General features: G+C 73.4%; 9 protein-coding genes. 3 read left to right on the top strand and 6 right to left on the bottom strand.

Annotated features, from left to right (window positions below; translation table 11 throughout):
• The first annotated feature begins 194 nt into the window (after positions 1-194).
• Positions 195-683: a molybdopterin-dependent oxidoreductase gene (locus ACIPSJ_RS44585; protein ID WP_401354828.1), complete on the top strand. Its 489-nt coding sequence runs from the start codon at positions 195-197 to the stop codon at positions 681-683.
• On the opposite strand, the gene ACIPSJ_RS44580 is transcribed toward ACIPSJ_RS44585, so the two are convergent.
• Together ACIPSJ_RS44580 and ACIPSJ_RS44575 are read right to left on the bottom strand one after the other, a co-directional pair.
• Entirely contained in the window at positions 598-3336 is a 2739-nt protein-coding gene (locus tag ACIPSJ_RS44580; RefSeq protein ID WP_401354825.1) for a molybdopterin-dependent oxidoreductase, read from the bottom strand. The genes ACIPSJ_RS44585 and ACIPSJ_RS44580 overlap by 86 nt on opposite strands.
• Positions 3333-4145 carry an FAD binding domain-containing protein gene (locus ACIPSJ_RS44575; protein ID WP_401354823.1) on the bottom strand — a complete coding sequence of 271 codons (813 nt, stop codon included), beginning with the start codon at positions 4143-4145 and terminating at the stop codon, positions 3333-3335. The genes ACIPSJ_RS44580 and ACIPSJ_RS44575 overlap by 4 nt, the downstream gene beginning before the upstream one ends.
• A 186-nt stretch (positions 4146-4331) precedes the next feature.
• On the opposite strand from ACIPSJ_RS44575, the gene ACIPSJ_RS44570 reads away from it, so the two are divergent.
• On the top strand, positions 4332-5807 hold the full coding sequence (locus ACIPSJ_RS44570) for a PucR family transcriptional regulator (RefSeq protein WP_401354821.1): 1476 nt from the start codon (positions 4332-4334) through the stop codon (positions 5805-5807).
• 30 nt (positions 5808-5837) lie between these two features.
• Here ACIPSJ_RS44570 and ACIPSJ_RS44565 read toward each other — a convergent pair whose 3' ends face one another.
• The 4 genes from ACIPSJ_RS44565 to ACIPSJ_RS44550 form a co-directional block, all read right to left on the bottom strand.
• Positions 5838-6233, bottom strand: coding sequence for a helix-turn-helix transcriptional regulator (locus ACIPSJ_RS44565; protein ID WP_355714591.1), 396 nt, complete (start codon positions 6231-6233; stop codon positions 5838-5840).
• Positions 6234-6282: 49 nt separating this feature from the next.
• Positions 6283-6816: a hypothetical protein gene (locus ACIPSJ_RS44560; RefSeq protein ID WP_401354819.1), complete on the bottom strand. Its 534-nt coding sequence runs from the start codon at positions 6814-6816 to the stop codon at positions 6283-6285.
• A gap of 119 nt (positions 6817-6935) precedes the next feature.
• Complete coding sequence (locus tag ACIPSJ_RS44555; protein ID WP_401354818.1) at positions 6936-8891, bottom strand: APC family permease; 1956 nt, start codon at positions 8889-8891, stop codon at positions 6936-6938.
• A 311-nt stretch (positions 8892-9202) separates the two neighbouring features.
• The gene (locus ACIPSJ_RS44550; protein WP_401354817.1) at positions 9203-10771 is read right to left on the bottom strand and encodes a Na+/H+ antiporter; all 1569 of its coding nucleotides are present in this window, start codon (positions 10769-10771) and stop codon (positions 9203-9205) included.
• Positions 10772-10954: 183 nt separating this feature from the next.
• Between ACIPSJ_RS44550 and ACIPSJ_RS44545 the strand changes: the two genes are divergently transcribed.
• Positions 10955-13453, top strand: a complete 2499-nt coding sequence (locus ACIPSJ_RS44545; RefSeq protein ID WP_401354815.1) for an ATP-binding protein — start codon at positions 10955-10957, stop codon at positions 13451-13453.
• Positions 13454-13607 lie beyond the last annotated feature (154 nt).

Here is a 13607-nt window from a genome sequence, read left to right as displayed (position 1 = left end):
CTCTGAATCCATGGGGAAAAGCTGTCGCGCCCTGCTGCGACCTGTGTATCAGCCGCCAGGCGATGATACTGCCGCATTTGCCAGGCGTAAGTCTTCTGTCACATCGCATGAGCTGCATACTTATGACTTGGGCCTGGCATGTGCGTTTGTACGGTGAGGCGCGGTGGGTACCGTCATCCGGGAGGTGGCCGCACATGACGCTCGCCGAACTCGCGCTCACCGGAGATCTGGCCCGGCCGGCCCGGCTCACCGTGCCCGACCTCCTGCGCTGGCCCCAGCACCGGGTCCGGGTCAGCTTCGAGTGCGCCACCAGCGGCACCCAGCACCACGGCTTCACCGGACCGCGGCTGTACGACGTCCTCACCGACGCCGGCCCCGGCTTCGACCCCGTCCGGCGCAAGGACCGGCTGCGCTTCCTCATCGCGGTCACCGGCGCCGACGGGCACCACGCCCTGCTCTCCTGGGCCGAGATCGATCCCGATTTCGCCCATGCTCCCGTTCTGCTCGGCGTCAGCATCGACGACACCTCGCTGGACCGGGCGGGCCCGCAACTGGTGCTGCCGCAGGACCGCTGCGGGGCCCGGCACATCAGCGGCATCACGGCGATCCGGCTGGACGGGGCCTACGGCGGCTGGCATCCAGTGCCCGCCACACCCGGTCGCGCGTCAGCGGCAGCTCCGTGAACCGCACCCCGGTCGCGTCCCGCAGCGCGTTGGCCAGCGCCGGGGCGACCGGGTTGAACGGGCTCTCGCTCATCGACTTGGCGCCCAGCGGGCCGATGGCGTCGGCGGTCTCCATGAAGTGCACCTCGGTGCGCGGCACGTCCGCGTACTGCGGGAGCCGGTAGCGGCGGAAGGCCGCGGTCTCGACCGCGCCGCGCGCGTCCAGTCGTACGTTCTCGAACAGGGTCGCGCCGAGAGCCTGGGCGATGCCGCCCTCGACCTGGCCGCGGCACTGCATCGGGTTCATCACCTTGCCCGCGTCGGCCGCGTGGACGCTGCGCAGGATGCGGATCTCGCCCGTGGCGGGGTCGACGGCCACCCGGAACCACTGGGCGTTGAAGGCGACCGAGCGCGGGGTGCCGCCGAAGTGGCCGTCGGCGGCGCACTCGACGCCGACCGCGCGGGCCGCCGCGTACAGCTCCTTGAGCGGCAGCCGCCCGCCGGGGTGCAGTACGGCCTCCTCGGCCAGCCGGCAGTCGGCGCGCGGGACGCACAGCTGGGCGGCGGCGAAGTCGAGCAGCAGGTCGGCCAGGGCGCGGGAGGCGCGGAGGGTGGCCTTGCCGGCGACCACGGTGCCGGTGGAGGCGAAGGCGCCGGTGTCATGGCGTACGACATCGGTGTCGGACTGGCGGACGGTGATCCGGTCGACGGTGGTGGCGAGTTCGCCGGCCGCGATCTGGCGGTGCACGGTGGTGGTGCCGTTGCCGAACTCGGCGGTGCCGACGGCCAGATCGAAGGAGCCGTCGGGCAGCAGTGCGGCCTTCGCGTCGGCGATGTGGCCGCCGGGCGGGCCTGTCGCGATCATCGCCAGGGCCGCGCCCTCGCCGACCAGCCAGCCGTCGGGCGCCGGGTCGCGGGGCTCCGACTGGGCCCGGCGCACGATCGACACGCACTGGTCGAGGCCGTAGCTCGCGATGTGCAGGTCCTCCTCGTGGCCGCCGGGGGTGAGCATCGACTCGCCCGGGCCGATGACGTTCCGTGCCTTGAACTCCAGGGGATCCAGGCCCAGTCGGCGGGCCAGCTCGTCCAGCGCGGACTCGACGGCGAACATGACCTGGCCCAGGCCGTAGCCGCGGAAGGCGCCCGCCGGGACGGTGTGCGTGTAGACGGAGTACGCGTCGACCTTCTTGTGCGGGGCCCGGTACATCGCCATCGACTCGCCGACGCTGTGGAACATCACCGCCGGGCCGTGGTTGCCGTACGCCCCGGTGTTGGAGACCACCCGCAGCTGGAGCGCGGTCAGGGTGCCGTCGCGGCGGGCGCCCGCCTTCACGCGGACGGTGAAGGGGTGCCGGGTGGTGGCGCCGTAGAACTGCTCGGCGCGGGTGTACTCCAGTTTCACCGGGCGGCGCAGCCGCAGGACGGCCAGCGCGACGATGTCCTCGACCAGCATCTCCTGCTTGCCGCCGAAGCCGCCGCCGACCCGGCCCGCGACCACCCTGACCTGCTCCGGCGGCAGGTCGTGGAGCGCGCACAGGGCGCGCCGGGTGAGGAACGGGGTCTGCGAGCTGGTGCGGACGGTGAGGCGGCCGTCCTCGTCGATCCAGGCGAGCGCGCCGTGCGTCTCCAGGCTGGCGTGCTGGACGCGCTGGGTGCGGTAGGTGCCCTCGTGGACCAGGTCGGCCTCGGCGAAGCCCGCCTCGACGTCCCCGATCTCGCCGTGCGCCTCGCCGACGACGTTGGCCCGGGGACGGGAGATGCGGGCGGTGGCGGGGTCCTTGTCGTGGACGACGGGGGCGCCGGGGCGCATCGCCTCCTCGGGGTCCAGGACGGCGGGTGCGATGTCATATACCACCGAGACGCGGCGGCACCCCTCCTCCGCCGCGGCCTCGCTGTCCGCGACCACCGCCGCGACCCGCTGGCCGATGTAGCGGACGGTGTCGTCGAGGAGGCGGGTGTCGTCGGGGTCCTCCTCGGGGTGCTCGTGGCGGGCGGTGGAGTAGTGGCGTTCGGGGGCGTCGTGGTGGGTGAGGACCGCGTGGACGCCCGGCACGCGCAGGGCATCAGAGGTGTCGATCGACGTGATGCGGGCGTGGGCGTGCGGGGAGCGGAGCAGCTTCATGTGGAGCAGGCCGGGCACCTCGATGTCGAAGGTGTAGCGGGCCGTGCCGGTGACGACCTGCGGACCGGCGGGGGCGGGCAGGTTGCGGCCCACGGACTCGCCGGCGCCGGGCTCCTCGACGTGCGTGACCCCGCGGACGGCGTCCTCGATGGCCCGGTAGCCGGTGCAGCGGCACAGGTTGCCCTTGAACGCCCTGGGGAGGTCGCCGAGTTGGTCCTCGTCCAGGGCGGCCGTCGTCATCAGGAAGCCCGCGGTGCAGAAGCCGCACTGGAAGCCCTGGGCGTCCAGGAACCTCCGCTGCAGCGGGTGGAGTTCGCCGTCGGGGGCGGCCAGGCCCTCGACGGTGGTGACGGTGCGGCCGTCGGCGCGGAAGGCCGGGTAGAGGCAGCTGTGCACCGGTTCGCCGTCGACGTGCACGGTGCAGGCGCCGCAGTCGCCGGCGTCGCAGCCCTTCTTCACACCGAACCAGCCGCGGTCGCGGAGGTAGGTGCGCAGGCACTGGCCGGGGCGGGGGTCCTCGTCGTGGGACCGGCCGTTGACCTCGATCCTCACCGGGTCATCTCCCGGCGGATCTCCTCCGCGAAGTGGAATGTCATATGACACCGCCACTCCGGCAGACCGTGGATGTCGTCGATCCACTCGTCCTCGGCCACGGCGGAGCCGATCGCCGCACGCAGCGCCCCGGCCGTCGGCGGGAGCGGGAACCACAGCCGCACCGGGCGCACGGTGGACGCGGTGACCGTGAGGGCGAAGGAGTGGTCGACGGGGTCCAGGGTGCCGATGACCAGGACGCCGGAGCGGCCGAGGCCGTAGAGGGAGGCCTGGCGGAACGCGGTGCGGCGGCCGAGGGCGCGGGCGGGCAGGGTGACGGAGCGCAGGAGTTCGCCCTCGGCCAGGTCCTTGCGGCCGGCGCCGGTCACGAAGTCGGCGACCGGGACCCGCCGTCGTACCCCGTCCTGGGCGATCAGCAGGCACTCCCCGTCGAGGGCGGCCGTGAGGGAGATCATCGGTCCGGCCGGGAGGGCGTTGCAGAGGTTGCCGCCGACCGTGGCCATGTTCCAGATCTTGAAGGAGGCGAGGAAGGCCCGGCAGCACTGCTCGACGAGCGGAGCGGCCGGGACCTGCCAGGTCCTCGCGTGGCGCGAGAGCTGGGCGACGGTGCAGGTGGCGGCGATCTCCAGGGCGCCGTCCGCGGTGCCGCGCAGGGGCGGCCAGCCGGTGCGGCTCAGGTCGACCAGGCGGCGCAGCCGCGGCTGGGGTTCGGAGAAGAGGTACGTCCCGCCGCCCAGCCAGGCGTCGCCGGGGCGCCAGGGGGCCGGGTCCCGGGCGTCGCGGATCTCCACCACCGTGTTCAGGTCCATGACGGTCAGTGAAGCAACGCGCGGGTGCCCCGCACGACTGGTGCGGGGCACGGAAAAAACGAGCCGGGCGGGGCCGGTCCTGGATGATTCACCAAAGGGCGTTCCGTCGGCGAAAGACTTGCATTTACGATGCCGTAACTCGCACTCACCTGGTGAATGCGAGGCTGGCGCGAGGAGTCTGAGTACATGCACGTCGAACACCTCCTGAAGGACGTCTCCCTGGGGCTGCGTCTGCTGTGGGCGCGGGACGCGCTGCTGGCGCGGGAGATCACCGGAGTGACGGTCACCGACCTGGAGGACCCGGCCCGCTTCGTACGGCCGGGGGAGGTGGTGCTCAGCGGGCTGGTGTGGTGGTCGCCGGGGAAGGCGGAACGGTTCGTGTCGGGCCTGCGGGAGGCCGGGGCCGCCGCGCTGTTCGCGGGGGAGGAGACCCATGGAGCCGTACCCGGGGAGCTGGTGGAGGCGTGCGAACGGCACTCCGTCCCGGTCGCCGGGGTGCCCGCGCACATCATGTTCCGGGCGATCACGGACACCGTGTACCTGCGCCAGTGGGGCGAGCTGAGCCGGCGGCAGGAGCTGCCGGAGAACGCGCGGGTCCGGCTGAGCCGGCTGCTGGCCCAGGAGGCGGGCCCGGCGGAGGTCCTCGCGGCGGCCTTCGCGCATCTGGACCGGATCGCCGCGTATGTGTTCACGGCCTCGGGGCGGACCGTCGCGGCCACGCGGGCCGCGGCGGGACTGCCCGCGCGGGAGGCGGCGGCGCTGGTCGCGGACGGGCGCGGGATGACCGTGTCCGTGGCCGCCGACAGCGTCTCGCCGTACGAGCGCCGGCTGCTGTACCTGCCGGACCCCGACGGCGCGCCGGCCGGGATGCTGCATGAGGTGGCCGCCGCGCTGGGGCGCTGTCAGGAGACGGCGGTCCGGCGCCGGGCGGCCGAGCACCAGGCGGCCGACGAACTGGGCGCGCTGCTGGCGGGGCCGGGCGCGGGGGAGGCGGCCGTCGAGGCCGCGGTGCGGGAGTGCGGGCTGCCGGGCGAGGGGCCCTACCGGGTGATCGTCGCCGCCACCGGGGCGCGGCGGCCGGGGCTCGCCGAGGGGGCGCTGACGGAGGTCGCCGGGCACGCGTCGGCGACGGCGGCGGTGGGCCGGCTGCCGGACGGGACCGCCTTCGCCGTGCTGCCGGCGGGCGACCTGGGCGATGTCTGGGCGCTGGTCGCCGGCTGTGAGCCCGGCGTCCCGCTGCACGGCGGTACCGGTATCGCGGCGGACGGCACCGCCGGCCTGACCGGCGCGCTGGCGCAGGCGCGTTACGCGCTCGCCTCCGCCCGCACCACCGCCCCCGACGCCTCCGGCCTCACCGACGCGGCCGCGCTCACCAGCCTGGCGGCGCTGCTCACCGGGGTGCCGGCCGAGGTCCGCGAGGCCTACCGCCGTACCGTGCTCGGCCCGCTCCTCACCGGCGAACGGGCGGCCATGGCGGCGCTGTTGAGCACCCTGGAGACCTTCCTGGCCTGCGACGGCTCCTGGGCGCGGACCGCCGAGGCGCTGCATCTGCACGTCAACACCGTGCACTACCGGATGCAGCGGGTGGCCCACTTCACCGGGCGCGACCTGTCCCGGCTGAGCGACCGGCTGGACCTGTGGGCGGCGCTGCTCTGCCGCTGACGCACCCCGGTCGGACCTGGCCGGAAATGGTCAGACCCGGTCGATGTGCACGTTCGTGGACTTCACCCGGGCGGTGGCCTCCATACCGACCTCCAGGCCGAGTTCCTCCACGGCCTCCCGGGTCAGCAGGGAGACCAGGCGGTGCGGGCCGGCCTGGATCTCGACCTGGGCGGCGACGTCGCCGAGCTTGATCGCGGTGACGATGCCCGGGAAGGCGTTGCGGACCGAGGTGTAGGAGGCGTCCTCCTCGCCCGAGCCCGCCTTGGCCAGTTCGACGGAGAACGCGGCGAGGTCCGTGCCGTCGATGAGCCGCCGGCCGCCCTCGTCGCGGTGGGTGGCCATCCGGCCGGCGTCGGCCCAGCGGCGGGCGGTGTCCGGGCTGACGCCGAGCAGCCGTGCCGCCTGGCCGATCGTGTAGGAAGGCATGCGCTCACGATAGGGCCAGGTGGCAGGGGGCACGGACGGGGGCCCGCGGTCAGGTGAGGCCGGACGCCTCCAGGACCGCGCGGGCGTTCGTGTCGTCGATCTCGTGGCCGAGCTGTGCCAGCACCTCGGCGCCCCGGCGCAGGGTGCCGCGCTCCTGGGAGCGCCGGACCCCGGTGTCCAGCTCGTGCCAGAGCAGCGGGTTGGCGTGCAGGACGCCCGGGTCCAGCTCCAGCCGGCTGCCGTGGCTGTCGCGCAGCACCAGATGCGCGGAGACGTCGCCGTACTGGCCGACATAGACGAGGGAGTCGGTACGGACGGTACGGCGGCGGAACGGGCCGCGTACGGCCAGCCAGCCGGGGCCCGCCGTGACGTGTGCCGGCAGCAGCATGCTGAGGATCGCGGCCGACAGGGTGATCCAGAGCAGGGCGCGGGCCGGGCTGAGGGTGCCGGCGTCCCAGTCCACCAGGAAGGTGAGGCCGCCGAAGCCCAGGGCGGCGCCCACGGCCAGGCGGGCGCTGCCGCGCCAGGTGCGGTCACCGGCCGCCCGGCCCCTGCGTCTTCTGTCCTGCACGAGGTCCCGCATGAGGCCGACGGTAGGGGCCGGTGGGCGCGCCGGGGCCACCGCTGACGGGGTTCTTATACGGACCGAGCGGTTATTGACGGGATTCTTACGAGGCAGGGGGCCCGGGGGCCCCGGGATGCTCAGCCGGTGTGGACGCGGGGCCGCCGGGAGCGGTCCGGCTCCGCCTCGCGCAGCACCTCCCGGGTGACCGGGGCGACCTCGCCCTGGCCGAAGAGGAAGAAGCGCAGGAAGTTGGCGAACGGGCTGCCCTCGGTCCACTCGAAGTAGATGTGCGGGATGCAGCCGGTCTCGTCCCGGACGTGCAGCAGCAGGGCGGCCAGGGCGTTGGGGATGGAGGCCGACTCCAGGGTGAGGACGCGGTAGCGGTTGTGCAGGACCTCGCCGCGGACGGTCAGGCCGGCCTCGAACTCGGAGGGGTCGGTGACCGTGACCTCGACGAAGACGAAGTCCTCCTGTTCGGGCATGTCGTTGTCGGCCCGGATCTGGTCGATCTTGTCGCGGTACTCGGCCTTGTCGCGCCGGTCCGGCTCGTTGGCGATGAACCGGATCTTGCGGCTGGCAATGTCGCGGATGAATCGTTCCGCCATGTCGTCGAGGGTCATGCTCGTCACGCGCAGCTCGAAGGCGCGGGCGAGGCGGGAGAGCAGCGAGACCAGGATGATGCCGACGATGAAGCAGGCACCGATCTTCACACCGTCGGGGCGCTCGATGACGTTGACGACGGTCGTGTAGAGGAAGACCGCCGAGATGATCCCGAACCCGATCGTCCACTTGCGCTGGCCGGCCTTGCGGGCCGCGATGGTCACCGCGACGGCGGCGGAGCTGATCAGGACCAGCACACCGGTGGCGTAGGCGCCGCCCTGGGCGTCCACGCTGGCGTCGAAGATCCAGGTGACCAGGAAGGCGATCAGGGTGAAGACGATGACCATCGGGCGCACGGCGCGGGCCCAGTGCGGGGCCATGCCGTAGCGGGGCAGGTAGCGGGGCATGAGGTTGAGCAGGCCGGCCATGGCCGAGGCGCCGGCGAACCACAGGATGCAGATGGTCGAGACGTCGTAGACCGTGCCGAAGGCGTTGCCGAGGTACTCGTGCGCGAGGTAGGCGAGGGCGCGGCCGTTGGCGTCGCCGCCGGGCTTGAACTCGTTCTCCGGGATCAGCAGCGTGGTGATGAAGCTGGTCGCGATCAGGAAGCAGCTCATGATCAGGGCGGCCGTGGTGAGCAGCTTCCTGGTGTCCCGGATCCGGCCCGTGGGCCGCTGCTCGGTGTCGCCCGGGTCGCCCTTGACGTGCGGCATGACGGCGACGCCGGTCTCGAAGCCGGACAGGCCCAGGGCGAGCTTGGGGAAGACGATCAGGGCGACGCCGATCATGACGAAGACGTTGCCGTGTTCCTGGGTGAGGGCGCTGGTCCAGTCGGTGATGACGTGCTCGGCGGTGATCACGTGGTAGAAGCCGACGATCACGACGACGACGTTGAGCGCGAGATAGATGCCGACCAGGGCGACCGCGACGCCGATCGCCTCCAGGAAGCCCTTGAGGAAGACCGCGCCGAGCAGGGCCACCAGGATCAGCGTGATGATCATCTGCTTGCCGTGCAGCGCGTCCGTGAGATGCGGGTTCTCCACCAGGTGGGTGGAGGCGTCGGCGGCGGAGAGGGTGATGGTGATGAGGAAGTCGGTGGCGGCGAAGCCGAGCAGGGTCAGCACGAAGAGCTTGCCCTGCCAGAAGGAGAGCAGCCGCTCCAGCATGGCGATGGAGCCCTCGCCGTGCGGGCTCTCCTCGGCGACGCGGCGGTAGACCGGCAGGGCGCCGGCCAGGGTGACGATCACGAGCACGATGGTGGCGATCGGCGAGAGCAGACCGGCCGCGAGGGCGGCGATGCCCGGCTGGTAGCCGAGGGTCGAGAAGTAGTCCACACCGGTCAGGCACATCACCCGCCACCAGCGCTGGCCCTGGTGCGCGGGTTCCGGCTCCGCGTGGGAGCCGGCGTGGCCGCCGCCCTTGCCCATGTCGGACAGCCCCTCCAGCATCCAGGCGCGCAGGCGACTGGGAGGGGGATGTTCGGTCGTGGCCATGGGGTGGGCTCCTGGTGTCCGGCGCGGTCTGGGTGTGGCGCAGTTCGATTCCGGCCATCACGCGGACGGCGGCACCAGCGTAAGCAGAGAGTGACGCGTGGGCCCACGGATAGGCGCGGGCTGGGCGTCAAGCTTGCGTTAAGAACAGCCTGGCAGGCGGTGGCCGAGCATCAGGAAAGGGTGGCCCGGAGGACGTGACGAGGCGTTCGGCTGTACGGGGGACGGCGAACAGGCGCGGGCAGCCGGACACCGAGCGTTATCCCCTACGACGGTCACGCGCTCCGCCGATCCCCCGCGAACGGGCGCTGTCGTCAGGCGTCCGCCAGCCGCGCCTCCTCCAGGTCCAGCGAGCGCTGCAGCCGCCGTCGTGTCGTGTCGCTGATCGTGTGTGCGTCGTACAGCCGCCGCAGCTCCGCCGCCTCCACCGCGATCAGGTCGCGGCGCAGCTGCCGGTAGACCAGGTCGGCCGACTCGGACGACTCGGCCCCGCGGTCGGCCAGCCGGTCGCGGGCGTCGTCGAGGCGCGCGTGCAGACCGCGGCGGAGGCGGTCGAGGACCACGTCCGGTACCGCCTCCAGTTCGGACAGCTCCTCCAGGCGCCGGATGCCCGCGTCGGCCAGCCGGCAGCGGGCGGCGGCCTCCTCGCGCTCGGTGTGGTCGGGCTCCAGGGCGATACCGGAGCGGCGCACGACGGGGGCCAGGGTGAAGCCCTGGACGACCAGGGTGACGACCACGACGGAGGTGGTGAGGACCAGGACGAGCGGGCGTTCGGTGAGCACGGAGCCGTCCTTCGCCGCCACCGGGATCGACAGCGCGGCCGCCAGCGGCACCACGCCCCGGGTGCCGGCCCAGGTCAGCACCACCGGCATCCGCCAGTTCGGCCGCTGGACGCCGCCCTTGCGCTGCACCACCGCCGACAGCGGGGCGAGCCACAGCAGCCGTACCGCGATCAGCGTGCCGGCCACGGCGAGGGCGTACAGCGGCCAGACCCGGTCGCCGTCGGACAGCGCCCGCACCTGGGCGGGCAGCGCCAGCCCTATCAGGCTGAAGACCACGCTCTCCAGCAGGAAGACCACCGTGCCGTGGACGGCGTGCAGCTGGAGTCTTGTCCGGGCGTCGGTGAGCCGGTCGCCGCGCCCGCCCAGGACCACGCCCGCCACGACCACCGAGGTGACGCCGGAGGTGTGGGCCGCCTCCGCGAGCACGTAGGCCGCATAGGGCGTCACCAGCGATATCACCGTCTCCAGGACCGGGTCCTCGGTGCGCCTTCTGATCAGCGCGACGACGGCGGCGACGAGCGCGCCGATCAGCGTGCCGCCCCCGGCGAGCAGCAGGAACTCGCCCCCCGCGGCCCCCCAGTCCGCCGCCGCCGAGGCCACCGCCACGCTCACCGCGACCCGGTACAGGACCAGGGAGGTCGCGTCGTTGAAGAGGCTCTCCGCCTGCACCAGCATCTGCACCCTCGGCGGCAGCGCCAGCCGGCGGCCGAGCGCGGTCACCGCGACCGGGTCGGTGCTGGCCAGGATCGCCCCGAGGACCAGCGCCATCCGCCAGGACAGCGGGGTCACCAGGGAGGCCACCGCGCCGACGGCCGCCGCCGAGGCCAGCACCAGGCCGACCGCGAGCACCCCGACCGGCTTCCAGACCGCGCGCAGCTCACGCCAGGAGAGCTCCTCGGCGCTGGCGTAGAGCAGCGGCGGGAGGACGACGAGCCCGATCACCTCGGGACTGATCCGGATCTGCGGGGTGCCCGGCAGCAGGGCCACGGCCAGGCCCGCGACCACGAGGAGGGAGGGGGCCGGTATCCGCCACCTCCGGGCGAAGGTCGCCACGACCGTGGCCAGTACCACGAGAGCGAGAACCGTACCCACGCCGCGCATGCCGTCCCCCTGGGGTCCGACGGGAGCCACCCTGACTCCCGGCCGACCAGACTTCCCGGCACACCGCCTTCACCCTATCCGGCCCAGAGGCCGTCAAGACAGTGTCAACGTCGTCGGCGGCGGCGCCAGAGACGCGTCAAGACGGGCCACCCGGGGCGGTGCCGCGCGCTTCCCTTTGAGGTGATGAACGACGTACCGCGCGGACGACTGAAGGTCTACCTCGGGGCCGCCCCAGGGGTCGGCAAGACCTACCGCATGCTCGACGAGGCCCAGCGCCGCGCGTCCCGGGGCGCGGACGTGGTGGTGGGGTTCGTGGAGTGCCACGGGCGCCCGCGGACCGAGGCCATGACCGGCGGGCTGGCGGCCGTGGGGCGGCTGCGCTGCGGCTACCGGGCCGGCGAGTTCGAGGAGATGGACGCCGCCGCCGTGCTGGCGCGCCGCCCTCAGGTGGCGATCGTCGACGAGTTCGCGCACACCAACGTCCCCGGTGGCGGCCGGCACCCCAAGCGCTGGCAGGACGTCGAGGACCTGCTCGCAGCCGGCATCGACGTGATCACCGCCGTCAACATCCAGCACCTGGAATCCCTCAAGGACGTCGTCGAGAAGATCACCGGGGTGCCGCAGCACGAGACGGTGCCCGACGAGGTGGTCCGGCGGGCCGAGCAGATCGAGTTCGTCGACATCCCGCCCGAGGGCCTGCGCCGCCGGATGGCGCACGGCAACATCTACGCCCCCGAGAAGATCGACGCGGCCCTCGCCAACTACTTCCGCCCCGGCAACCTCACCGCCCTGCGCCAGCTGGCCCTGCTCTGGGTCGCCGACCGGGTCGACGAGGCCCTCCAGTCCTACCGCGCCGAACACGCCATCGGCGGGGTCTGGGAGACCCGGGAGCGGGTGGTGGTCGCGCTGACCGGCGGCCCCGAGGGCGACACGCTGGTACGACGCGCCGCGCGCATCGCCGACCGGTCCGCGGGCGGCGACCTGCTCGCCGTGCACGTGGCCCGCAGCGACGGCCTGGCCGCCGGGGTCTCGCACGCCTCGCTGACCCGGCAGCGCCGGCTGGTCGAGGACCTCGGCGGCAGCTACCACTCGGTGGTCGGCGACGACGTGGCCACCGCCCTGGTGGAGTTCGCGCGTGCCGAGAACGCCACCCAGCTCGTCCTCGGCACCAGCCGCCGGGGCCGCCTCGAACGCTTCCTGACCGGGCCCGGCACCGGGGAGACCGTGACCGCGCTCTCCGGCGACATCGACGTCCACCGGGTCACCCACGAACGCGCCGGACGTGGCACCCTGCTGCCCTCCCGCCGCCGGACCCTGTCGACCCGGCGCCTGATCGCCGGTCCGGTCGCCGGGCTCGTCCTCCCCGTGCTGCTCACCGTCGCCCTCGCCCAGGTCCGCGGCAGCGTCAACCTGACCAGCGAGGCCCTGCTGTTCCTGCTCGCGGTGGTGGGCGTGGCCTGCATAGGCGGGGTGACCTCCGCCCTGATCGCCTCCGTCACCGCGTCCCTGCTGCTCAACTACTGGTTCATCCCGCCCATCGGCGCCTTCACCCTCGACGATCCCAACGCCCTGCTCGCCCTGGGGGTGTTCGCGGTGGTGGCCGCCACCGTCGCCGGGGTCGTCGACCGCTCGCTCAGGCTGTCCCGGCGGGCGGCGCGGGCCACCGCCGAGGCGGAGACCATGTCGTCGCTGGCCGGGAGCATCGTGCGGGGCGGCCAGACCATCCCGGCCCTGCTGGAGCGCACCCGCGAGACCTTCGGCATGGACTCCGCCGAACTCGTCGACGAACCGCCGGACGGCGCCGACGCCACCGCGGTGCCCGCCGGACCCGGCAGCCACCTGGTCCTGCGCGGCCGTACGCCCTCCGCCTCCGAACGGAGGGTGCTCGCCGCGTTCGCCGCGCACGTCGGCTCGGCCGTCGAACGGGCCCGGCTCGCCCAGGCCGCCGCCGAGGTCGAGCCGGTGCGCGCCGCCGACCGGATGCGCACCGCCCTGCTGCGCGCCGTCGGCCACGACCTGCGCACCCCGCTCGCCGCCGGCTGGGCCGCGGTCACCTCGCTGCGCAGCCGGGAGGTGGAGTTCACCCCGGAGGACCGCGACGAACTCCTCGCCACCGCCGAGGAGTCCATGGCCCGGCTGAGCCGGCTCGTCGACAACCTCCTCGACCTCAGCCGCCTGGAGGCCGGTGTCCTCACCCTCAACCTGCGGGCCACGGCCCTGGAGGAGGTGCTCCCGGCGGCGCTGGCGGACACCCCGGCGGTGGAGGTGCACGGTGAGCCGGAGAACCTGCCGCCGCTGCTGGCCGACCCGCCGCTGCTGGAGCGGGTGATCGCCAACCTGGTGGGCAACGCGGCCCGGTACAGCCCGCCCGGCGCGCGGGTGCTGGTGACGGCGAGCGCGCTGGGCGACCGCGCGGAGCTGCGGGTCGTCGACCGGGGTCCCGGGCTTCCGGCGGACGGCCGGGACCGGCTCTTCGAGCCCTTCCAGCGGCTCGGTGACACCGACAACACCACCGGTCTCGGCCTCGGACTCGCCCTCGCCCGCGGACTCACCGAGGCGATGGACGGCACCCTGACGCCCGAGGACACCCCGGGCGGCGGACTGACCATGGTCGTCTCGCTGCCGCTGGCCGACCGGGCGCGACCCGTCCGGACACCGCAGCGCGTGGGAGGTGCCTCATGAGCGGGGAAGCCGGTTCCGCCGGTGGGGGTCGCGCCCTCTTGGCATGTTCTTGACGGATATTTGAACGGGTGTCAGGGGCCCGGCAGGAACCGGTGTCACCGCCGGTGCCGTTCTGGCTGATGTGACGTCAACCCTGCCCGCACCAGCGGTATCC

It is taken from the genome of Streptomyces sp. NPDC090088, assembly GCF_044747345.1.
In the GTDB taxonomy this organism is placed as follows: Bacteria; Actinomycetota; Actinomycetes; order Streptomycetales; family Streptomycetaceae; genus Streptomyces.
This window is presented reverse-complemented; position numbering and strand designations above follow the sequence as displayed.

What these genes read in the sequence shown, in the direction of transcription:
- ACIPSJ_RS44585 (WP_401354828.1), top strand. Translation starts at nt 195, where the DNA reads ATGACGCTCGCCGAACTCGCGCTCACCGGAGATCTGGCCCGGCCGGCC.
- ACIPSJ_RS44575 (WP_401354823.1), bottom strand. Translation starts at nt 4,145, where the DNA reads ATGGACCTGAACACGGTGGTGGAGATCCGCGACGCCCGGGACCCGGCC.
- ACIPSJ_RS44570 (WP_401354821.1), top strand. Translation starts at nt 4,332, where the DNA reads ATGCACGTCGAACACCTCCTGAAGGACGTCTCCCTGGGGCTGCGTCTG.
- ACIPSJ_RS44565 (WP_355714591.1), bottom strand. Translation starts at nt 6,233, where the DNA reads ATGCCTTCCTACACGATCGGCCAGGCGGCACGGCTGCTCGGCGTCAGC.
- ACIPSJ_RS44560 (WP_401354819.1), bottom strand. Translation starts at nt 6,816, where the DNA reads ATGCGGGACCTCGTGCAGGACAGAAGACGCAGGGGCCGGGCGGCCGGT.
- ACIPSJ_RS44555 (WP_401354818.1), bottom strand. Translation starts at nt 8,891, where the DNA reads ATGGCCACGACCGAACATCCCCCTCCCAGTCGCCTGCGCGCCTGGATG.
- ACIPSJ_RS44550 (WP_401354817.1), bottom strand. Translation starts at nt 10,771, where the DNA reads ATGCGCGGCGTGGGTACGGTTCTCGCTCTCGTGGTACTGGCCACGGTC.
- ACIPSJ_RS44545 (WP_401354815.1), top strand. Translation starts at nt 10,955, where the DNA reads ATGAACGACGTACCGCGCGGACGACTGAAGGTCTACCTCGGGGCCGCC.